The organism is Limnobaculum allomyrinae (genome assembly GCF_016649425.1).
Classification (GTDB): Bacteria; Pseudomonadota; Gammaproteobacteria; order Enterobacterales; family Enterobacteriaceae; genus Limnobaculum; species Limnobaculum allomyrinae.
In genome coordinates this window covers 97,063-119,789 of the sequence record NZ_JADRCR010000002.1, presented here as the reverse complement: position 1 = coordinate 119,789, position 22,727 = coordinate 97,063, and the positions used below count along the sequence as shown (strand labels likewise).

At 46.8% G+C, this 22,727-nt stretch carries 17 protein-coding genes and 1 pseudogene; 11 read left to right on the top strand and 7 right to left on the bottom strand.

Going from position 1 to position 22,727, the window contains the following annotated elements; translation table 11 throughout:
- Positions 1-15: 15 nt before the first annotated feature.
- Positions 16-1,371, bottom strand: coding sequence for an MFS transporter (locus I2494_RS04915; protein WP_218468184.1), 1,356 nt, complete (start codon positions 1,369-1,371; stop codon positions 16-18).
- 753 nt (positions 1,372-2,124) lie between these two features.
- Between I2494_RS04915 and I2494_RS04910 the strand changes: the two genes are divergently transcribed.
- Complete coding sequence (locus tag I2494_RS04910; protein WP_218468183.1) at positions 2,125-2,448, top strand: hypothetical protein; 324 nt, start codon at positions 2,125-2,127, stop codon at positions 2,446-2,448.
- 209 nt (positions 2,449-2,657) lie between these two features.
- Positions 2,658-3,872 (top strand): MFS transporter, encoded by a 1,215-nt coding sequence (locus I2494_RS04905; protein WP_218468182.1) that lies wholly within the window; start codon positions 2,658-2,660, stop codon positions 3,870-3,872.
- Positions 3,873-3,946: 74 nt separating this feature from the next.
- On the opposite strand, the gene I2494_RS04900 is transcribed toward I2494_RS04905, so the two are convergent.
- Both I2494_RS04900 and I2494_RS04895 read right to left on the bottom strand, forming a co-directional pair.
- The gene (locus I2494_RS04900; protein WP_218468181.1) at positions 3,947-5,548 is read right to left on the bottom strand and encodes an autotransporter outer membrane beta-barrel domain-containing protein; all 1,602 of its coding nucleotides are present in this window, start codon (positions 5,546-5,548) and stop codon (positions 3,947-3,949) included.
- A gap of 349 nt (positions 5,549-5,897) precedes the next feature.
- A complete protein-coding gene (locus I2494_RS04895) occupies positions 5,898-6,611 on the bottom strand; it encodes an SAM-dependent methyltransferase (RefSeq protein ID WP_218468180.1) in 714 nt (237 codons plus the stop codon).
- An 863-nt stretch (positions 6,612-7,474) separates the two neighbouring features.
- On the opposite strand from I2494_RS04895, the gene I2494_RS04890 reads away from it, so the two are divergent.
- The 3 genes from I2494_RS04890 (at position 7,475) to I2494_RS04880 (ending at position 11,372) form a co-directional block, all read left to right on the top strand.
- On the top strand, positions 7,475-9,451 hold the full coding sequence (locus I2494_RS04890) for a PTS mannitol transporter subunit IICBA (protein ID WP_218468179.1): 1,977 nt from the start codon (positions 7,475-7,477) through the stop codon (positions 9,449-9,451).
- A gap of 133 nt (positions 9,452-9,584) precedes the next feature.
- On the top strand, positions 9,585-10,739 hold the full coding sequence (locus I2494_RS04885; RefSeq protein ID WP_218468178.1) for a mannitol-1-phosphate 5-dehydrogenase: 1,155 nt from the start codon (positions 9,585-9,587) through the stop codon (positions 10,737-10,739).
- A 96-nt stretch (positions 10,740-10,835) separates the two neighbouring features.
- Positions 10,836-11,372, top strand: a complete 537-nt coding sequence (locus I2494_RS04880; protein WP_218468177.1) for an MltR family transcriptional regulator — start codon at positions 10,836-10,838, stop codon at positions 11,370-11,372.
- A gap of 1,221 nt (positions 11,373-12,593) precedes the next feature.
- On the opposite strand, the gene I2494_RS04875 is transcribed toward I2494_RS04880, so the two are convergent.
- The 3 genes from I2494_RS04875 to I2494_RS04865 form a co-directional block, all read right to left on the bottom strand.
- Complete coding sequence (locus I2494_RS04875; protein ID WP_218468176.1) at positions 12,594-12,845, bottom strand: hypothetical protein; 252 nt, start codon at positions 12,843-12,845, stop codon at positions 12,594-12,596.
- A gap of 174 nt (positions 12,846-13,019) precedes the next feature.
- Positions 13,020-13,808: a protein bax gene (locus I2494_RS04870; RefSeq protein ID WP_218468175.1), complete on the bottom strand. Its 789-nt coding sequence runs from the start codon at positions 13,806-13,808 to the stop codon at positions 13,020-13,022.
- 302 nt (positions 13,809-14,110) lie between these two features.
- A complete protein-coding gene (locus I2494_RS04865) occupies positions 14,111-14,293 on the bottom strand; it encodes a hypothetical protein (protein WP_228350841.1) in 183 nt (60 codons plus the stop codon).
- Between the two features lie 44 nt (positions 14,294-14,337).
- Here I2494_RS04865 and I2494_RS04860 point away from each other — a divergent pair, with 44 nt between their 5' ends.
- The 3 genes and pseudogenes from I2494_RS04860 to I2494_RS04850 all read left to right on the top strand — a co-directional run bounded on the left by I2494_RS04860 (position 14,338) and on the right by I2494_RS04850 (position 17,674).
- Positions 14,338-15,609 (top strand): nucleoside permease, encoded by a 1,272-nt coding sequence (locus I2494_RS04860; protein ID WP_218468174.1) that lies wholly within the window; start codon positions 14,338-14,340, stop codon positions 15,607-15,609.
- A 79-nt stretch (positions 15,610-15,688) separates the two neighbouring features.
- Positions 15,689-16,708, top strand: a complete 1,020-nt coding sequence (locus I2494_RS04855) for an ADP-ribosylglycohydrolase family protein (protein ID WP_218468173.1) — start codon at positions 15,689-15,691, stop codon at positions 16,706-16,708.
- A pseudogene (locus tag I2494_RS04850) lies at positions 16,695-17,674 on the top strand (PfkB family carbohydrate kinase). The gene I2494_RS04855 and the pseudogene I2494_RS04850 overlap by 14 nt, the downstream one beginning before the upstream one ends.
- Before the next feature lie 403 nt (positions 17,675-18,077).
- Here I2494_RS04850 and I2494_RS04845 read toward each other — a convergent pair.
- Positions 18,078-18,824, bottom strand: a complete 747-nt coding sequence (locus I2494_RS04845; RefSeq protein WP_218468172.1) for a GntR family transcriptional regulator — start codon at positions 18,822-18,824, stop codon at positions 18,078-18,080.
- Between the two features lie 196 nt (positions 18,825-19,020).
- On the opposite strand from I2494_RS04845, the gene I2494_RS04840 reads away from it, so the two are divergent.
- The 3 genes from I2494_RS04840 to I2494_RS04830 all read left to right on the top strand — a co-directional run bounded on the left by I2494_RS04840 (position 19,021) and on the right by I2494_RS04830 (position 22,549).
- Positions 19,021-19,872 (top strand): SDR family NAD(P)-dependent oxidoreductase, encoded by an 852-nt coding sequence (locus tag I2494_RS04840; protein WP_218468171.1) that lies wholly within the window; start codon positions 19,021-19,023, stop codon positions 19,870-19,872.
- Positions 19,865-21,403: an AMP-binding protein gene (locus I2494_RS04835; RefSeq protein WP_218468170.1), complete on the top strand. Its 1,539-nt coding sequence runs from the start codon at positions 19,865-19,867 to the stop codon at positions 21,401-21,403. The genes I2494_RS04840 and I2494_RS04835 overlap by 8 nt, the downstream gene beginning before the upstream one ends.
- Positions 21,404-21,544: 141 nt before the next feature.
- A complete protein-coding gene (locus I2494_RS04830) occupies positions 21,545-22,549 on the top strand; it encodes an AI-2E family transporter (RefSeq protein ID WP_218468234.1) in 1,005 nt (334 codons plus the stop codon).
- Positions 22,550-22,727: the final 178 nt, after the last annotated feature.

Below are 22,727 nucleotides of genomic sequence, written 5' to 3'. Positions count from 1 at the left end.
CATTTTCACATCATCTTAATCAGCAATAACCGGCGCAGCGGGAATTGCATCAGGCTGCTTTTTTGCTGTCCAGCCTTTGTATGCCAGCGGCAGGAAAGCAACTGCAACAGCTAGCAGAGAGACGATGCCTACATAGTAAGCTGGAGCCATGGCACTTTGCTGTAACCATGCACCGGTAATCATTGGTGTTAAACCACCAAATACCGCGTAAGCCAGATTATAGGCAAATGATAAACCAGAGAAGCGAATCGCCGGTGGGAATGCACGGGCACCAACGATTGGTGTAGTGGCAATCGCCCCTACAAACAGCCCCATCAGACCATAATTAAACATCAGCTCCCCGGCACCAATTTCCGGATGCAGTGAGCTATAGAAATGGTAAGCCGTAATAGCCAAACCACCCCACGAAGCAGCCATACAGATACGTGTACCTAACTTATCGCTGATCCAGCCCCAGAAAATACACCCCAGCGTTAGCATTAAGGTAGCAACACAGTTAGCTTCCAGTGAAATGGTTCTGTCCACCTGATACATCTTCTCTACCACCACAGAAGGCGTCATCAGAATGGTAACCACAATCGCAGTAGACAGCGACCAGGTCAAAATCGCGGTGATGCCACAGGCTTGCTTATGGCTTTTAATCACCGTTTTAACCGGAAGCTCTTTTGCCAGCGCATGCTTTTCTGCCATCTCTTTAAAGATCGGCGTTTCTTGCAGGAATTTACGCAAGTAAACAGAGATAAAACCAAACACACCACCCAGAATGAACGGAATACGCCATGCATATTCGTTAATTTCTGCCGTGCTGTAACTGCGCTGAATAAAGATTGCCACAATCGAACCCAGCAGAATACCGCCGGTAATACCGGAGGTTAAGGTACCAACACCTAAACCATAGCGTTGTTCAGGAGTATGCTCGGCAATAAATACCCATGCACCCGGCATTTCACCACCAATCGCCGCGCCTTGCAGAATACGCATCAACAACAGAAGAATTGGCGCCATCACACCAATAGACGCATAGGTCGGCAGCAGGCCAATCACTAACGTTGGTAATGCCATCAGGAAAATACTTAAGGTGAACATGCGTTTACGGCCAATTTTATCGCCGTAGTGCGCCATAATAATCCCACCGAGCGGACGAGCCAGGTAACCGGCAGCAAAAATACCCAGGGTTTTCATCTGAGCGATAAATTCATTATCACCAGGGAAAAACAGATGGGTTAATGTTCCGGTAAAGAAAACAAAGATAACGAAATCATAAAACTCCAGGGTGCCACCAAGGGAGGATAACCCTAAGGTCTTATAATCATTCTTATTCAACGGTCGCGCTTTTGGCTGGCCAGTTATTGTGGGAGAAGACGCTGTCATTTACTTGTAACCTGTTATCAAATTATTGTATTTGCAAAAAACTTGCCTAAAAATCTATTAATTAGTTTTTCAAAAGTGACCAACGCGCACACATTCCGTAGCCGGAAAATAAATCGGGAATGCATATATCGTTCAGAGATGTTCTGTCGCTGAAGGCACTCAATCCATTGATTCGCGGTCAGTATTGCGCAGCTTTATGAATGGTCACTAGATACTAGTTATAGCAGTAAATTCGACATACTGTAAACCACACAACTGAAAATAGGTCATCGTGCTTTATTTGTCAGCAAAAACCAGAACATTTCCCTAAATTATCTCTATTTAAGAATGATTCATAACAAATAGCATCAATTCCACCGTTTACCGGAGGTAAAAGACGCTGGTGTAAACCGGGCATTGCAACACTTTGGTTGAAAAATATTACCCGTCAACAGATAACTATAATTTCCCCAAAAAATAGAACCTGCACCGATACTTTAAAGCTTGATGGTTTTATATCCAAAACGAATAAAAAACAACCACCAGCAATAATTCATTCTATGCTTCCGATGATGAAAAATTAAAACATTAATTATCAATTCGTTGCTAACATTTACCCCATAAATAACAATTAGTTAGTTAAATATAATTATTTAGTAAATATTTTTATAATAATTTTGAGATTAATGTTTCACTAATGAATACAAAACCGTTATGATGAAGGCGTGTTTTTAAATCTAATTTATTGATTTTAATAAAAATGAGATGGAATTCATGGCTAAAGATATAATGGTGTGTGGCGTCAGCGTTAAAGTAAAAAATAGCGTCAGTATCTATAATCAAATCGCCTCATTGAATTTAAACCAATCTTTATCTGCTGTAATTGACCAGCTCGATGAAGATTTGCTGCAAATAGAGTTCAGTAACGGCAACATTGTCGATGTAGGTTGGTATCCCTCTTTTGATGAGCAGGGGGAATTTATTATCTATACCATTTCAGATAATAACTGGGATGAGCCCTGCGCAAGATTGACTACCCGGGATGGTCGCGAACTGATTACCCTGCTCAAACAATCTATTGCGATGGCATCAAATTAATCATACGGCCAGCCTTCTGATAACCTTATCCTGTATAAACACTTATCTGTGCGCCTGATCTTCTGTCATTAATATCCTGTACCTGAAACGATTTATGTAACAAATTTGATAATTAATTGTTATTAATTGTTTGCTTTTAGGCTATGGTCGACACTTTGCATCACCCTACTCTTGTCAGGGTTATGGATATCATTACTCAGGAGCGTTACGTGTCTGTCAGCCATCAGGAACAACAAGTCACTCCTTCCGCCACGCAAGCTTTTATCGTTTTTCTGGCGGGTGTCAGTGCCGCATTGCATATCTGGAAGTTACCTCCGGCACTGCCAGTTTTACAGGAAACGCTGGAGCTTAGCCTCTCACAGGCTGGGTGGTTGATTTCCGTATTTCAACTGGCAGGCATGTTACTGGGGCTGGTTTTTGGTCTGTTTGTTCAACGTATCGGACAAAAGCAAAGTATTCTGATTGGGCTCTGTGTGTTATCCGCCGCCTCTTTTGCCGGAGCAACCGCCAGCGGCATAGCGACACTGTTAGTCTTTCGCATTATCGAAGGCTTTGCTTTGTTAATGGTCACCATGTCTGCCCCGGCATTAATTAAGCATATTGCGCCTAAAGCCCGATTAAGCTTCTTTGTGGCGCTGTGGAGTGCTTATATACCAACCGCCACGGTGTTTGCGCTCTTTGCCGGTGCTTCAATGCTTAACTATTTTGACTGGTCGGCACTATGGACGGGTTCTGGCATTATCACCCTGATGATGGCGCTGTTGGTGTGGCGCATGGTTAAAGAGAACGGTTCAGGCCATGCTCCCGGGCATAATCAGCTGCATCAAGCCTGGCTGTCAATCAAACAGACGCTGACGGTAAAAGAGCCCTGGCTGGTAGCCGTGACCTTTTCCATGTATACCAGCCAGTGGGTTGCGATCATTAGTTTTTTGCCCATTATCTATCGCGAGGCGGGAATTTCAGGTGCGCTGATGGGAACCTTCACCGCCATTGCTGCCGGAGTTAACATCGTCGGCAATTTACTGGCAGGAAAACTGTTACAGCAAAAGGTATCCGCCAATCTGCTGTTAAATATCGCCTTCATTACCATGATAGTGTCTGCTTTTGTCGCCTTTGGGCTGAACAGTTCTCCCTGGACTCAATTTATTGCTATCACGTTGTTCTCTGCCGCCGGAGGGCTGGCTCCGGCAACCCTGTTTAATCTGGCGGTTAAAGTCACGCCATCAGCACAAAATATTCCCGTCACCATTGGCTGGTTGCAACAGTGGATAAGCTTCGGTCAGTTTGCCGGCCCGATTATTGTCGCTTTGCTGGTGGATTACACTCAGGGTTGGCGTTCTGTCTGGCTGTTAACCGGTGCCTGGGGAGCATTAGGAATTATTCTGAGCTATTTGCTGTGTCGAACGGCGGCAGTTAAGTCATAAATTAGCGTAACAAAAAGCCCAATGATTAAATGAGAAAAAGTCATTCCATCATCGGGCTGGCCTGCGGTAAATCATCAGAAGCTATAGCGCAATCCTAAATTGCCCTGAATCGGCACTTCAACTTTACTGCCTTTGGCATAATCAACTTCAGCAAACAGAGTGACCTGCCGGGATAGACGGGCATCCATCCCCAATCCTGCTTTAGCCATATCACCGGATAAGTCGGTAGTGAACTTATTACGCTGGTTAATGACGGTACTGTTATTATCAATATATTCATGCACCCAGGCCGCTTTAATATAGGGGGTTATTATGCTGTTTTCCCCTACGCTGAAGCTTTTACCCAGGCTAAAACCCAGCTCGCTGACCAGAGAATCCTGATGGTCAATATTGGCCTTCATATCGTTATTCAGCGTAATGTTGTTACCATCAACCTGTACATACGCTAATCGAACATAGGGTTCAATCCAGATATCGGCTACAACCGGGGTGTTATAACCCACCTCTACCGAGCCACCCAGTGCATTCTGGCTATAGTCGCCTTTGATACCTGCACCATTGGTTGAAATGGCCTGTAAGTCATTGCTGAAATGGCTGTATTTCAATACGCCGTCAATATACCAGCCACGTTGATAAAAGTAGGTGCCGTACAACCCTGCACTATAGCTGTCTATATTGCTGATGCCTCCACGGGCATGCTTCACATCGGAATTACTGTAACTGGTGAAAACGCCCCAGAATGCTTTACCGCCATCGTAATCCACTATGCGGTCAGCACCCAATTCGATGCCTGATTGTTCCAGCTTAAAATGCGCACTGTCGGCAGAAATATTACTTTTTCCACCGGTGGTTCTAACCCAGGCTCCGGCATTGCCTTCATTTTGCAGCAGAGAGCCTTTTCTGAAGCGCAGATTCTGTAACTCGCTATTAAATATCAGTTGGGGTGCTGCCGCCATAGCAAGTACCGCATCCGTAGCAGGGCTAAGGCTTGGGGAATCAGGTCGCAGATCAATCGCGCCAAGATACCAAACCTCTCCGCTGGCTTCAGGGCGGTTATATAAGGAATAGATATAGGTACCGCCATCTACCGCATTAATATTGACACCATTAATATCGGTTAAATTAAAGCTGCTGCCACCGCTTTGATCGGTAATCAAATCCAGTGACTTTTCGCCGGGGTTGGCGATCTCCGCGCCAGAATCCGCCACTCTAATCAGATGCCGACCGCTGCCCTGCCGAATCGTCAGATAATCGCCACGCCCATGCTGAATGTCAGTATTGAAATCGAAGGTTATACAACCTGACAGGGTATCTATATTTAAACCGGAGTATGTCGCACTCTCTGTTGTGCCATTCATTACGCTATTAAAAACAACATTACCTGTGCCCCGCAGCGTGCCAATCTCTACCGTATCCGTATCTGCGCTATTTGCCGTTATCCTCATCAGTGCATCATCGCCGTTTAGCTCAACATATTCGGCATAAGTTGGTGCGCTGACGCCATTAGCCATCAGGCGCAATTCTCCCCCACCGTTAACCAGAGTGATGTCAGGTACATAGCCACCGGCATGAATGGAGGATGTTTCACCATCAGAGATAGTAGTACTCAATGCAGAGGCTGTCTGGCAGAACGCCAAAGGGATTAATATGCTTAAGGCAGATAATGTGGTTTTCATATTGACGTCGTTCCCTCTATTAATACAGCTCCATTGGTTGATATGCTAACAAACAAAATTAACAATAACCACGCTTTAAGAACAAAAAGCAGGCAATATTAAATTTGAATATTGATATTTAAAGGTTTTTAAAAGCTAACCCACAAGCCTTATAAATAAAGGATTTTATGAAACCAGAACGTCTAAAAATGGTTAATAAAAGAAAAAATAACAATAATATCAACAGTTATAAATAATATTTTTAATTAAACAAACACATATTAATTTTATTATTAAAAGGACAGTCATCAGATAGCTTTTTGATCAGTGGCCTGACAACCGTCAGGCCACTGTTTCACTCAATTATCAGTTAGTTAACTTTTCCGACAATGTGAACCAGATTAAAATACTGCCCGTTTTCAACGGCCATCATATCTCTGTCCTTTACAGCATACGGATTACTATCACAGCGTAACCATTCATCCCATGCCTGCTTACAACAGTCCATTTCACGGCACGTTTCAATCGACACCACGCCTGAAGCTTCCCACAGGGTTTTCCACCAATCACTGGTGAAAAAATACATTCCCTCTTGCCACCATGGGAGCATCTCTTCTGGCGGTTGCCCATTGACTAAAGGACGCTGTAACCCGGGAACCGTCACCGCAATTAAACCACCCGATTTTACCAGTGGAGCAAGGTGAGTTTCCAGATAGCCTGATTTGTGGCCAAAATACTGATAAGCATCAATACTGATCACTGCATCAAAATAGCCTTCAGCAAACGGTAATTCATGGGCATCAAGATTGAGCGGAATAATACGATCTTCCATGCCGAACTGTTTGAATCGCTGCCAGTTGTCAGTAGAGCTAATCCATAAATCTACGGCATAAATCGTAGCGTCGAATTGATGAGCCAGAAACAGAGAGGTAATCCCTGCACCGCAGCCTAAATCCAGAATACGCATGCCCTTTTTCAAGGGCAGATCCCGTGTCAGTTCCTGAGCAATAAGCAAAGCATTAGGGCCCATCATATGTTGACGTAAAAATGAATCTTGAAATAACAGGTTAATTGGTGACGTCATTGGTCATTTTCCTTTTTGACAATATTAATAAAACGGATAAATGATGAATGAGCAGCACAAACCAGCAGGCAGCAAAAGATCTTCCCCACAGATAAACCGTGGCGACAGCGCCGATAATTAAAACAGGATGATGCAGGAACGGTCTGTTCCGAATGAAAAGCATCATATTGAATACCTCGTTAAAAACCACACTCAATCCTCTACGCATCCGCTATGTGCGGCGCAGAATATTCATCATTCCAGGGATGTGTGATATCGCCCGATTGAGTTCGGGATCAATATCAGTGGTTTAACGCAATCTCCAACATGCAAGCCTCGGTGAAAGAGCAGAAATAAAAGTAATAACGCACAATATGCGTGGGTACTACATAAGCGTAGGTACTATAAAAGAATGAGTATGAAAAAGCCAATCGCCATGCCGTATTCCTGCAAAAAACTCACTAAAAACCAATGAATTGTAATTAAGTTACAGAAATAATAATAAGCCATCGAAACAGATGACGCTAAAAAGACGGGAACCATCGATAAGGCGGGAAATGAAAAATACTTTGTGATTAATGTCACATTTTATAAACAAACACCACCAGCGAAATAGTGATTTAGTTCACATAAAAATCACTGATTCAGGATTTTTATTAACATTGTCACTTTCTTACAGTCATTTTTTGTGATCAACATCACCAATAAGCATAGAGCGAGGGGGGTGGAATGGTGATATCCATCACAAAGTCCGCCCGGGGTACGCGAGATAAAAATGTCGTGATAGAGTCGGCTTGCATTGAAAATGATCGACGGTTTTTGGCGAAACCGTCCCGACTACTACTACGCGCACTACCATCTGCGCGTACCTCGAGGGGTGTTTTATGTTATCACCAAATATTAAGGTCAAGGTACAGAATTTTGGCCGCTTCCTCAGCAACATGGTGATGCCTAATATCGGCGCATTTATTGCCTGGGGGCTGATTACCGCACTGTTTATTCCTACCGGTTGGCTACCAAATGAAACGTTAGCCAAACTGGTTGGCCCAATGATTACCTATTTATTACCCCTATTAATCGGCTATACCGGTGGGCGACTGGTTGGCGATGAACGCGGCGGCGTGGTTGGTGCAATAACGACTATGGGTGTGGTTATTGGTGCTGATATGCCCATGTTTATGGGCGCCATGATCGTTGGCCCACTGGGTGGCTATGCTATTCGCCGCTTCGACCGCTGGGTTGATGGTAAAATCAAAAGCGGTTTTGAGATGTTAGTCAACAACTTCTCTGCCGGCATTATTGGTATGTTATTGGCTATTCTGGCCTTTATGGCTATTGGCCCGCTGGTTGAATCCCTGTCTAAGCTGTTGGCCGCCGGGGTTAACATTATGGTGCAGAACAACCTGCTGCCATTAACCTCCATTTTTGTTGAACCGGCAAAAATCCTGTTTCTGAATAATGCTATCAATCACGGAATCTTCTCTCCGCTAGGAATTCAACAAGCAACGGAAACTGGCAAATCCATTTTCTTCCTGATTGAAGCTAACCCTGGCCCAGGCCTTGGGGTACTGCTAGCCTATATGTTCTTTGGTAAAGGCAGCGCTAAACAGTCTGCACCGGGTGCGGTGATCATCCACTTCTTTGGTGGGATTCATGAGATCTATTTCCCTTACGTTTTAATGAACCCGCGTTTGATTGTTGCGGTGATTTTGGGTGGAATGACTGGTGTATTTACTCTGACACTGTTTAATGCAGGACTGGTTTCTCCGGCCTCTCCCGGTTCGATTTTTGCTGTATTACTGATGACACCAAAGTCATCGTTAATCGGCGTAGTTCTGTCTATTCTCGCTTCTGGTATTGTCTCGTTCCTGGTTTCCGCCGTGATGCTTAAGCGTGTACCTGCCGGTGAAGAAGAGAACAACGGTCTGGCTGATGCCACTCGCCGTATGCAAGGCATGAAACAACAGTCCAAAGGCAATAAAGCACAGGGTGGTACCACCCAACCAGCAATGCATAAAGGCGATATGGCGAAAGATTTAAGCTATGTGCGCACCATTATGGTTGCCTGTGATGCCGGTATGGGTTCCAGCGCTATGGGTGCCGGTGTATTACGTAAAAAAGTAAAAGATGCCGGGCTCAACCATATTACTGTGGCTAACTGCGCGATTAACAGCCTGCCTGAAGGCGTGGATATGGTAATCACCCATCAAGACCTCACCCGTCGTGCGATGGATCATGCACCTCATGCCATACATATTTCGCTGAAAAACTTTCTCGATAGCCAGCTCTACAATGACTTAACAGCACGCCTGCTGGCTGCCAAACATCCTCAAGCGGCCAACGACAGCAAACTCATTACGCAAACCATTGTCGCCGCTAACGACGAACATTTTGACCCCGCCAATCAGGAAGAGAATCTGTTTGAGCTGGGAGCCAGTAACATCTTCCTCAATCTGCAGGCTGACAATAAAGAGCAAGCGATTCGCTTTGCCGGTCAGATGCTGGTTGATGGCGGCTATGTAGAGCCCGACTATATCGACGCTATGCTGGCCCGTGAAGCATTAACTTCAACCTATCTGGGAGAATCCATCGCCGTTCCACACGGCACCGTAGAAGCCAAAGATCGCGTATTGCGTACTGGCGTCGTGATTTGCCAATACCCTCAGGGTGTCTGCTTCGGTGATACACCGGAAGAGACAGCTCATTTGGTCATTGGTATTGCGGCGCGCAATAACCAGCATATTCAGGTTATTACCCGTTTAACCAATGCTCTGGATGAAGACGGCATTATTGAACGTTTGGCACAAACCACCAGCGTGCAGGAAGTCTTAGACCTGCTGGCCGGTGAGCGAGCCGCGTAATGGTACGTATTGCAAAGTATCTACTGCCGTAGCCATCAATTTAGCTGCTGATACTTTGTTATTAGGGGCTGGCCCCCCGGCCCCTGTTCTTTTTACGGTTTAGATTTGAACACAGATTATTAAGGTTAAGCTTATGAAAGCAGTTCATTTTGGTGCGGGCAATATCGGTCGCGGATTTATCGGAAAATTATTGGCTGATGCTCAGGCCGAACTTACCTTTGCTGATGTTAATCAACCCTTGGTTGATCAGTTGGCGCATCAGCAAAGCTATCAGGTGAATGTGGTTGGCAAAGATGCCAGGATAGAAAAAGTTAGTCGTATTAGTGCGATTCACAGCGCCAGCCCGGATGCCATCCGCCAAATAGCTCAGGCTGATATCATTACCACTGCCGTTGGCCCGCAAGTGCTGGAAAAGATTGCCGGTACTCTGGCGCAGGGGCTTATCGCTCGCTATCAACAGGGCAATAACCAGCCATTAAATATTATTGCCTGCGAGAATATGGTGCGTGGTACCAGTCAGCTTAAACAACATGTAATGCTACAGGTTCCGGAAGAAATGCAGGGATGGATGGAACAGTGTATTGGCTTTGTTGATTCCGCCGTAGACCGTATTGTCCCACCCGGTGAAGCAGCAAACGATCCACTGGATGTAACGGTAGAAACCTTCAGCGAATGGATTGTAGACAGCACTCAATTTAAGGGTGAGTTACCACACATTGAAGGTATGGAACCTACGGCAAATTTGATGGCCTATATAGAGCGTAAGCTGTTTACGCTCAATACCGGCCATGCCATTACTGCTTATTTGGGCCAGTTGGCCGGGTGCAAAACTATTCGCGATGCTATCCTCAATCCAGATATTCGTCAGATAGTAAAAGCAGCGATGGAAGAGAGCGGCGCTGTATTGATTCGCCGTTATGCATTCGATCCCGAGCAACATGCCGCCTATATTGATAAGATCATCAGCCGCTTTGAAAATCCTTATTTGCATGATGATGTTGAACGAGTAGGCCGCCAACCATTGCGTAAGTTGAGTGACGGGGATCGGTTAATTAAACCGCTTCGTGGTACGCTGGAGTATGGTTTACCCCATCAAAATTTACTGATTGGTATTGCTGCTGCGCTGAGTTACCGCAGTGAGCAAGATCCGCAGGCGCAAGAGCTGGCAACGATGTTGGCATCAAAGGGAATAGAGCAAACCCTGCGAGATGTTTGTAACCTTCAGGATCAACCGAAGGTTGTGACACAAATAACAAATGTGTATAACACCATGCAACATCAGGCTTAGCAGATGCCTGTATCATGTAATTATGCACCTTTATGTAACCCTGGCAGGCAGCAATGTCTGCTGTTCAGGTAGAAGCTTTAGCTGGCAAAGTAAACTATGGCAACAATGGAAGAAACACAGGTATTTGAAAATCGCATTCTGGAGCGTCTGAATGCCAGATTAACGGTCAAAGGTTTTATCGAGGCTGCTGTCAGCCTGTTAGCCGATGCCGTCGATCTGCTGATCCTGCAGGTATTCCGCAAAGATGACTATGCCGTTAAGTATGCTGTTGAACCATTGCTGGAGGGTTCCGGCCCTCTGGCAGCGCTTCCGGTACGTTTGAAGCTGATTTATGCGCTTGGCGTTATCACCCGGGATGAGTATGAGGATGTTGAGCTATTGTTGGCGTTGAATAATGAGCTGCTCAATATTCAGGATAACCTCAGCTTTACCGATGATGAAGTGCTGGGCCCGTTACATATGCTGCACGGTATTACCCTGCCCCCTCCCCCGGTGTTAAACCTACCGGAAGAGGTAATTGATGACAAACTGGTGGATATGCAGCTTCAACGATATCAACAGGCTATTCGGTCGACATTGGTATTGTGTATTACGGATTTGTTGTCGAGGTTGGGGCATAAGAAGGCGTTCTAGGATATTGTTTTAGGTTTTTTTGGTTGTTTTAGGTTTTTTTGGCTGCTGTGGATATTCCGGCCGTAAAAGCAGTATTGCGTATATCACCGTTGTGCCCAGCCGGAAGACCGTTTGTACTTAGGTTCTGAATATGTCGGCTTTGCCGACAATGGGCATCTTTCACTGTTGGCTGCTGTGGATATTCCGGCCGTAAAGGCAGTATTGCTCATATCAGCGCTGTGCCCGGCCGGAAGACCATCTGTACTTTGGTTCTGAATATGTCGGCTTTGCCGACAATGGGCATCTTTTACTGTTGGCTGCTGTGGATATTCCGGCCGTAAAGGCAGTATTGCGTATATCACCGTTGTGCCCGGCCGGAAGACCGTTTGTACTTTGGTTCTGAATATGTCGGCTTTGCCGACAATTGGCATCTTTCACTGTTGGCTGCTGTGGATATTCCGGCCGTAAAGGCAGTATTGCTCATATCAGCGCTGTGCCCGGCCGGGAGACCGTTTGTACTTAGGTTCTGAATATGTCGGCTTTGCCGACAATGGGCATCTTTTACTGTTGACTGCTGTGGATATTCCGGCCGTAAAGGCGGTATTGCTCATATCAACGCTGTGCCCGGCCGGGAGACCGTTTGTACTTAGGTTCTGAATATGTCGGCTTTGCCGACAATGGGCATCTTTTACTGTTGACTGCTGTGGATATTCCGGCCGCAAAAGCAGTATTGCGTATATCACCGTTGTGCCCGGCCGGGAGACCGTTTGTACTTAGCCTCGGAGTGCATCGGGCCTAGAATTGGCAATGTTAACTACCAATCAGGCATTCATTTTTTATCTTTAGCCCTTAGCCCTTAGCCCTTAGCCCTTAGCCCTTAGCCCTTAGCCCTTAGCCCTTAGCCCTTAGCCCTTCAGGTTAAAGCATCCGAATGTTGCCTCAGCCAATAAAAAAGTAGCACGACCAACATGGATGTTGGTCGAGGCGCAGCGACGTCGGGAGCGGCTCTGCGCCGGTGCGTCAGCTTTTTTATTGACTGAGGTTGCCGCCGCAACGCGGCGGTCAACAGTCGGCTGCGCAGGCGCGGGGAGTGCAGAGGGGCGTTCGCCCAACGCCCCTTTGCTCGACGCAAGCACCACTGCCGAGTCTCGCTCAGCAACTGAGGCGGCGAAACTTACACCGAACCAAACAGCACCAGCATCAGCTTTTTTATTGGCTGAGGTTGCCGCCGCAACGCGGCGGTCAACAATCGGCTGCGCAGGCGCGGGGAGTGCAGAGGGGCGTTCGCCCCAACGCCCCTTTGCTCGACGCAGGCACCACTGCCGAGTCTCGCTCAGCAACTGAGGCGGCGAAACTTACACCGAACCAAACAGCACCAGCATCAGCTTTTTTATTGGCTGAGGTTGCCGCCGCAACGCGGCGGTCAACAGTCGGCTGCGCAGGCGCGGGGAGTGCAGAGGGGCGTTCGCCCCAACGCCCCTTTGCTCGACGCAAACTCTACTGCCGAAATAAACACAGCACTTAAAGCGGCGAAACCTACACCGAACCAAACAGCACCAGCACCAGCACCAGCACCAGCACCAGCACCAGCATAACTTCACTTTCTCATCCCATAAAAATAAAAAAAACCGAACAGTTAACTGTCCGGTTTCTTTACATTCCCAAATATCACCCTGCAACATCAAGACTCGATGCAGTTCTCACCTGCTGAATCAACTCTTCATTATGATCCAGCATCTTGCGTAAAAACTGGTTATACGACGTACCCCGTTCAGAGTAGCGCCCCAATTTGTTCACTAAGTGCTCGGCCGTCACGGTATCGCCCTGACTTCTCAGCGCGGCTCGTGAATCACGCAGTTTATTGTAGGCTGCATGGGTGTTCATATTCAGTAAATAAGCAGTGACGGAATCATCTACAGAACTGTAAGACGAATAGCCTTTGATTCCACCTTTGCTATTACAACTTTTACTACCGCAACGCATACCAAACAAATTCTTGTTGGTTTGCGCCAACTTAGAGGTTCCCCATCCTGACTCTGTCGCTGCCTGAGCAACCACCAAATGAGTCGGCAGAACATCAACGCGTTTTAGCAGCTCATCCCACTTCACCTTCTTTGGATTTGAAGTGCATTCCATACGGTAACGACTACAGATTTGCTGTAACCGCACGATGTCCTGTGAGCTCCAGCTCTGGGATGAACGCTTTTTTAATAGCCACTCGCGTTCCTGGCGAATTTGACTGTTTTGTTGATCAATAATAGGTACAACGGCATTAAGAAATGCTTTTTTCCGTTGAGTGCCGGAAGGGTATTTTCGCAAGTCAGGTAGGCTGTCAAGCTTATCATTGAGAGAATACTCTTGATGTTTCATTGTCCCTGTTGATGCCCAACCGACCGATGAACTCACACTCAAAAAGAAAAACGCTGAACCCATTATTTTTAAAACAAGTGAAGGCATAAAAACTCCAAAACTAGTTCACAAAATAATCAGATTTCGATTTAAGATGGTCGATGATGCAGGAATAAATTGAAAGTAGCAAGTTGTAACAAAAAACGATTATCTCACCAGAATAGCAATTCGACGCGTAATATTTGGATATAAAAGCACTTTTTCAGCATGAGATATTACTGACCGTTTTAAATAAATCGATTCAGTGCTGACGGTGGTTGCACAATTCGGTGATTAACCTATGGGCTCTTCTATGGTTTTAGCCCTGTTCAGACTTTTTACCCCCCAAAAAACCTTTAGTATATATTGACTTATACACTCCCGGCTAAAACAACTCTTTCAGAAATTACGCTAGTGGTACTGTTGATATTGATATCAAAAGAATTTATCGCTGACGGCAGAATTGTGCCCTCTCCAGCGCCTTCAACAATGTTAACTGGTTCAAGGTTTTCACACAAAGGTATTGCAAAGGTATTATCAAGTGGTATTGTCATGGTAGCGCTACCTACCCTACGCAGTATCATGAAAGGACTGAAACATGAATAAAACAATAGCAAAACTCTCATTCATGATGTTCATTGAATGGTTTATCTGGGGAGCCTGGTTTGTACCTCTGTGGCTTTTCCTGAACTCAAGCGGCTTTACCCCAACAGAGATTGGCTGGTCTTACGCCTGTACGGCGATTGCCGCCATTCTTTCCCCTATTTTGGTAGGCTCCATTACTGACCGCTTCTTTGCAGCACAAAAAGTTCTGGCAGTATTGATGTTTGCCGGAGCCATACTCATGTGGCTGGCAGCACAGCAAACCCAGTTCACTACCTTCTTCCCTTTGCTGTTGGCCTATTCATTAACCTATATGCCAACCATCGCGTTAACCAACAGTATTGCGTTCTCAAACGTGGATGATGTGGAACGTCAGTTCCCGCGCATTCGGGTAATGGGCACCATCGGCTGGATCGCCTCCGGTCTGGTATGCGGTTTCTTACCAGGGATGTTGGGCTATGGCGATATCTCCGCCAGCAATATTCCCTTGTTGATTACTGCCGCCAGCTCTGCCTTGCTGGGGGTGTTCGCTCTGATGCTACCAAACACGCCACCGAAGAGTACCGGTAAGATGAGCATGAAAGTGATGCTGGGGTTAGATGCCATCGTGCTGTTAAAAGATCGCAACTTCCTGGTGTTCTTCTTCTGTTCATTCCTGTTCGCTATGCCACTGGCTTTCTACTATATCTTTGCCAATGGTTACCTGACAGAAGTGGGCATGAAGAATGCTACCGGCTGGATGACGCTGGGTCAGTTCTCTGAAATCTTCTTTATGCTGGCGCTGCCCTTCTTTACCAAGCGCTTCGGTATCAAAAAGGTGCTGTTACTTGGCTTAGTGACTGCGGCTATTCGTTATGGCTTCTTCGTTTACGGTGGTGCCGACCATATCTTTACTTATGGCCTGCTATTCCTCGGTATTCTGTTACACGGCGTTAGCTACGACTTCTACTATGTTACCGCCTATATTTATGTTGATAAAAAAGCACCGGTACATATGCGCACCGCAGCACAAGGGTTAATTACTCTCTGCTGTCAGGGTTTCGGCAGCCTGTTAGGCTACCGTTTAGGCGGTCAAATGATGGAGAAAATGTTTGCCTACTCCGAGCCGGTTAACGGACAAACCTTTAACTGGGCTGGTATGTGGGGGTTTGGCGCCATCATGATTGTGGTCATTACCATCCTGTTTATGCTGTTCTTCAGAGAGTCCGATGGTGAAATCAAAACTATCGAAGTCGCACCACAAGACGCTAAATCAGTCGAAGCCTAATCGTCAGGTTTTATCCGCCGCGGTCTTCAGGCAATGAATTCCGCGGTATAGCAATAGAGTCAAATATTAAGGGTTTATGATGAATAAAGAGAACCGCATTTTAGGCGCCTTCTATGGCCAGGCTTTAGGCGACGCAATGGGAATGCCCTCAGAGTTGTGGCCACGTTCTCGGGTCAAATCCTATTTTGGCTGGATAGACAGCTTTTTACCGGGACCGGCAGAAAATAACGCCGCCTGCTATTTTAATACCGCTGAATTTACCGATGACACTTCGATGGCGCTGGCGCTGGCTGATGCCATTATTGAGTGCAAAGGGGAAATTGAACCTGCAGTTATCGGTCGTAATATTATGCGTTGGGCAGAAGCATTTGATGCTTTTAATAAGAACGTGTTGGGGCCAACCTCCAAAATTGCGCTAAACGCCATTAAGCAAGGCACCCCTATTGAGCAGTTAGAAAATAATGGCGTCACCAACGGTGCCGCTATGCGGGTTTCTCCGCTTGGCTGCCTGCTGCCAACCCACTCACTGGATGATTTTATCGCCGATGTAGCAAAAGCTTCCAGCCCAACCCATAAATCTGACGTCGCAATTGCCGGTGCCGTGGCGGTTGCCTGGGCAATTTCTAAAGCTATCGATGGTGCCAGTTGGTCACAGATTTGCGATCAGCTTCCTGCGGTTGCCAAAGCGGCGCAGGAAAAGCATATCACCACGTTCAGTGCTTCAATGGCGGCCCGAATCGAACTGGCGTTACACACCGCCAGACGGGCGGAAGGCGTTGAGCAAGGTATGGAGCAGATTTACCATTTAGTGGGTGCCGGTACCAGTACTATTGAATCCGTACCAGCAGCCATCGCTATGGTTGAACTGGCGCAAACCGATCCTAACCGCTGTGCCATTCTGTGTGCCAACCTCGGCGGTGATACCGATACTATCGGTGCAATGGCTACCGCTATTTGCGGCGCCTTACACGGAATTGAACGCATTGATCCGGCGTTAAAACAACAGTTAGATCGGGTCAATCAACTGGATTTCACTCGCTACAGTCAGGCCTTTATCCAGCTTCGTCATCAAAGAGAGGTTGCTTATGAACGCTGCTGAACTGAGAAATCGACTTCCATCGTTAATTAATCAGCGCCCAATTTGTGTGATTGGTGCCGCAGTGATCGATGTGATTGCTGATGCTTACTCACTGCCCATCGGGGTAGTGATATTGAACTACACCAACAGGGTGTTAATGTAGGTGGCTGCGCGCTGAATATTGCCATCACGCTACATCGATTAGGGCTATCTTCCCTTAATGCTTTACCGATGGGACAAGGTATCTGGGCCGATATCATCCGAAAAACTTTGAGTGAAAAAGGTATTGTGTCTGCACTGGAAACCGATAAAGGCGATAACGGCTGGTGTCTGGCATTGGTGGAACCCGATGGCGAACGCACTTTCCTGTCCGTCAGCGGTGTAGAGAACCAATGGGACAGCGAAATCCTGCGTAACCTTAAGTTACAGCCAGATACCCTGATTTATCTTTCCGGCTATCAATTAGCCTCTGCTACTGGCGAAGTATTGATTGACTGGCTGGAATCGTTAAACAGTCGCGTTGAGCTGTTTATCGATTTCGGCCCGCGTATTGAGGATATATCAGAACAGCAATTAGCTCGTCTGATGGCTCTCAAGCCGATGGTATCTCTCAATCGCCAGGAAGCTGAGTTAATGGATGCCAGAATATCCGGCCATACTTCCGTTTTGAGTGCCGATACGCTGGCAGAAGATTGGTACCGCCGTTATGGCTGCCCACTGATTATTCGGGTAGATAAAGAAGGCGCCTGTTATCACGACGGTAAGCAAAAAGGCTGGATCAAACCATTTCCTGCTCAGGTGGTCGACACCATCGGCGCCGGTGACAGCCACGCTGGCGGAGTCCTCGCCGCCCTCTCCTCTGGCTGGTCACTGGCTGATGCTGTCACTCTGAGCAATGCCGTCGCTTCCTACGTCGTCAGCCACCGCGGCGGCGACTGCGCCCCATCGGTCACCGAGTTATCGGAATATCTTGAGAAATATATTTGATCAACAAAGCAGCCCTTTAGCCCTTAATCTTTGCTCTTTGCTCTTTGTTCTTCCCAAAGAGCACTTGAATTCAGCTGACGACTGAGAGAGGCCAGCACACCCCGCATGGACGCGGGGTGAGGCGCAGCGACGTCGGGAGCGGCTCTGCGCCGGTGCGTTAAGGCTGAACGAAGGAGGAAGGCAGTCGCCACAACGCGGTATACCGCGTTGAACAGCGCTTGCGCTGGCTCGCAAGAGTGAATACATCATGAAATGATGTATTCATAGCGCGACCTGAATTCGTGTGCGAAGGCGCGGGGGGTGCAGGGGGGCATTCGCCATAATGCCTCCCTGCTCGGCCACTCGCACAGCTGTAAATCCAGACACTATAACTATTAGTGGACGAAATAAATTCGGAGCGAAATTACTCTTCCGAAACAAAAACATACATATCACTACGACACAAATTAATACTATACTCAATCAGCCGATTCAGATGATCAAATACCACCTGCTTAATCACCAGCACCGGTACCGCACCATCCAGCTTAATATGTGACTGAAACTCAACGTCCGGCATACGAGCACTGACTTTGCTTTTGGTTCGTTGAGGAATAATGTTCTGACTGCGGAAGTAGTCATACAGTGACATACCAATATCATCGGCATTTTTTATCAATTCCACCGGAACATAAGATTCCTCAATAGAAACCGGGTCATCATCCACATAACGAATACGCTTAAGCATAAATACCGGGCTATTAGCCGGAATTTTTAGCTGCTCGGCGACCTCGTCCGGACAATCCACAATGCTCTTGTTAACCCACAGAGTATTCGGCGTTTTTCCCCGCAGCTCTACTTGCTGAGAGAACCCCTTAGCTTCTTTTAATGAGTATTCAAACTTATCATTAATTTGGGTGCCAAAGCCGCGGGAGCGAATAACTACGCCCTGTTCATCCAGCATTTCCATGGCTTTGCGTACGGTAATTCGCGACACTCCGGTTAACTGGCTTAAGTCACGTTCCCCCGGCAGTATATTTCCCGGTGGCAATACGCCGGTGCGCACGGCCATTTTGACTGTTTCAGCAAACTTCAGGTATAGCGGCGTGTTATCTGGCTCTGCAATACGCTCACAGAGTTGTCTAATCAACGTCGAGTGTGTGTCATTCATCTCAGTCAGCCCACATTAAGCAATTGAAAAATATTAAATTACCATTTTTTCAGTTGAAGTCTTCCCATTATACCCACTCTGGCTTTATCGGCATGCTTTTATTCACCCTCTAACCCCGGATTGAGAAAATGGTTTCATCGTGCTATTTCTGTCTACCTATTGGATTATTATCAGGGAAAGCGACGGAACTGGATAAATGAATACCCGTATCACGGCACTAACCAAATACCTGCTCTTCCCCTACCGCCAGCCGGATAAATCCGCACTCAACCGCTATCTGCAAAATAAAACTATTCTGATTACCGGCGCCAGCTATGGCATAGGTGAAGCGGTAGCAGAGAGGCTGGCAAACTGTCAGGTTCGATTAATTTTGGTTGCCCGCACCGCAGAAAAACTACGGCAGATTCAGCAACGGCTGAATGCCCGATCCGCTGACTGTCATATTTTTTCCTGTGATTTAACCAATGAGACGCAATGCGCTGAGCTGCTCCATCAACTACAACAATTTGGCAATATTGATATTTTTATTAACAATGCGGGAAAATCCATCTGTCGTCCGCTAATGGATTCATTAGACAGGCTGCATGATTTTCAACGCACTATCCGTCTGAACTACCTTGCTCCGGTTCAGCTTTGCCTCGGTTTGATTCCTATGCTGGAGAAAACACAGGGGCAGATTATTAATATTTCAGCGCTGAATGTGCTGTTAGCCCCTACGCCTTATTGGGCTGCGTATCAAGCTTCGAAAACCGCATTTGACCAGTGGCTGCGCTGTGCGGAACCGGAATTAAAACTGGCTAGCATTGCCGTTTCTTCCCTCTATTTTCCGCTGGTTAAAACTCGTATGATCACGCCAGTTTATGCCAATAAGCCGGTTCCTGCTTTATCCGTTGAGCAAGCGGCAGACATCATCTGCCGTGCTCTGCTCACTCGTAAACCCTGTATCCGTCCCTGGTGGACTCTGTTGGCCCAAGTGACTTCGGTTATATTCCATCGGCTGTGGGCTGGCTGTTGTGGCTACTATTTGAAGCGTAAATCAGATGAATAAATTTAAATTACTGCGTAGTACCGGTCTTTTGTCGTTTAAAGGTATATCAGCCCTGATCGCCTCAATCCGGATTAACGGCATCAGTTTGATGGCACTATTAGGCTATAGCGCCCGACGCTACCCCGAACGCAAAGCTGTTCAGGATGAGAATCAGTCTCTCAGTTATCAACAGCTGTACCAGCAATCCCGGGCGGTAGCGGGTTTACTTATGGCGCAACACCAAATTACACCGGGTCAGCAGGTAGCGATTATTTGTCGTAATCATGCCTCATTGCTTAAAGCACTGTTTGCCAGTTCAGCAATCGGCGCAGATATCTGTTTAATTAACAGTGAAATCAGCCATCAGCAATTGGCTTCATTTATTCGCCAGTATCAGTTTCACTTAATTATCCACGACGCGGAACTGTCTCCCATCATTCAGTTGGCGGGTTACGGCGGACAATGCTTACCTGTCAACCATGAGTCAGCAGCATCCATTGAGTCATATAGCCAAATGCCCATCAACCCAATGGGTAAGATCACCTATGGCCCGGGAAAAATTGTCGTGCTAACCGGCGGCACTCGCTGTGAATTTAAACCGGCGGTGCGCAAGCCCTCACTATTCGCTTTTATTAATCCACTGATAGCGTTATTGGATAAGTTAAAACTGGCGCAATATCGCTCTTTATATATTGCCACGCCGATTTACCATGGCTTTGGTCTGGCGACATTATGTATTGCCACCCTACTCGGTTCCACTATCTATCTGAAGCGCCGTTTCGAGGCGCAACAAGCCGCAGAGCTGATAAACCAGCAGCAAATAGAGGTAGTCACTCTGGTTCCTTTGATGCTAAGCCGAATGCTGCATAGCTATCCGGCAAATCTGAAATCACTACGCTGTATTATTTCCGGTGGAGCTGCCCTGTCACCAGCGCTGGTTAACCAAACGCAAACCCTGCTGGGTAAGCGGCTATTCAACCTGTACGGCACTTCGGAAGCGGGCGTTTGTACTATCGCCACGCCGGACGATCTGGTCTGTGCAGCAGGCACTATTGGATTACCCATAGATGGGTTAACTATCTGCCTGCGCGATACTTCTACAGGCCAGTTGATTACCCGTGATAACACCGTTGGTTTATTACAGATTCAATGCCGATGGGCGGCACAACAAACCGACGATTTCGTTACAACCGGCGATTTAGCCTTTCGGGATGCCAACGGCTACTATTTCTTAAACGGTCGAAATGACGACATGATTGTTTCCGGTGGAGAAAATATCTACCCCATTGAACTGGAAAAGGTTCTGGCTGAAAATCCATTGGTCAGGGAGTGCGTAGTCATTGGTATTGAAGACAAAGAGTTCGGCCAGCGGCTAAAGGCATATGTGGTTGCCCAACCTGCCAGGAAGATAAATGCTCAGGAATTAATCCAGTGGCTAAAACCCCGGGTTGCACGCTACCAAATGCCGGTCAGTATTGAGCTCATTGAGGAGATTCCACTGACGGCGGTGGGTAAACCGGATACCCGCAAGCTAACTCACTTATCATGCTAATAATTTACGACAAAATCCGGCAATAACCGTCGATAAAGCAGGAAAATCATCAAACGGGTACGATTATCTGATTTATGCCATAATGCCCTTCGATTCACCTATTACAGAAGAGAAACAGGATTGAAAACTGATTTATCTGCGATGGGGTTACGCACCCTGTTAATGCTGGCCTCAGTCGTCATTATTCTATCGGGCATTAAGGCTGCCTCCCAGATTGTTGTTCCTTTTTTGCTGGCGCTTTTTCTGTCTATTGTTCTCTATCCTCTGGTACGAATGATGGCACGCTGGCGAATACCTTCGGTGCTTTCAATATTGATCATTATTGTCGCCATCGTAATAGGCATGTTTATGACCGTCAGCCTGTTGGGATCTTCGCTGAATGAATTTACCCGTACCCTTCCCCAGTATCGTGGGCCAATTAGTGAACACTTACGTACTTTTCAGGCCTATGCGGCGCAAGTCAATATCCATATATCGAATGAAGAACTAATGCAGTATTTCGACCCCAGCGCGTTAGTCAGCTTTATTACGCGTATGCTGTCGGGTTTTTCCGGCATGATGACCAATATATTTTTGCTGTTAATGACCGTGGTTTTTATGCTGCTTGAGGTTCAAACTCTGCCCGGAAAACTGGCAAAAGCACTGAATAATCCACAGCAGGGAATGTTGGGGATTCAGGCGGCGCTGGATAGTATCAGTCGTTATATGACCATCAAAACCGCTATCAGTCTGGCAACCGGATTGGTGATCTGGCTGTTTCTCTCGGTGCTGGATGTCAAATATGCCATGCTCTGGGGTGTGCTGGGATTTTTGCTCAACTATATTCCGAATATTGGTTCGGTCATTGCCGCGATTCCTCCGGTACTGCAAACCCTGTTATTCAGTGGATTCTCCGATGCGCTGATAGTAACCGCCTGTTTCGTCGTGGTGAATATTCTTATTGGTAATGTCATTGAACCGCGAGTTATGGGTCGGGGGCTGGGTCTGTCCACCTTAGTGGTTTTCCTCTCGCTAATATTTTGGGGCTGGCTATTAGGGCCAGTAGGAATGCTACTTTCCGTGCCTCTCACCATAGTGGCAAAAATTATGCTGGAAGCGACACCCTCAGGGCAGCGACTGGCCATTATGCTGGGCGATGGTAAGTAAACACTCACCCATAAATATCGGAATGCGTCGGATCTGACCCGGCGCATCGTTTTTTGCAACAAATCATCTCAATATTCGCCCAATTCTTTTGGTCTGGCACTGCTACCTATCCCATTAATCGCTCCACCGAACTTTACAAATGTTAACCAAATATTGTGAAATATTTGTGTTATCTTTA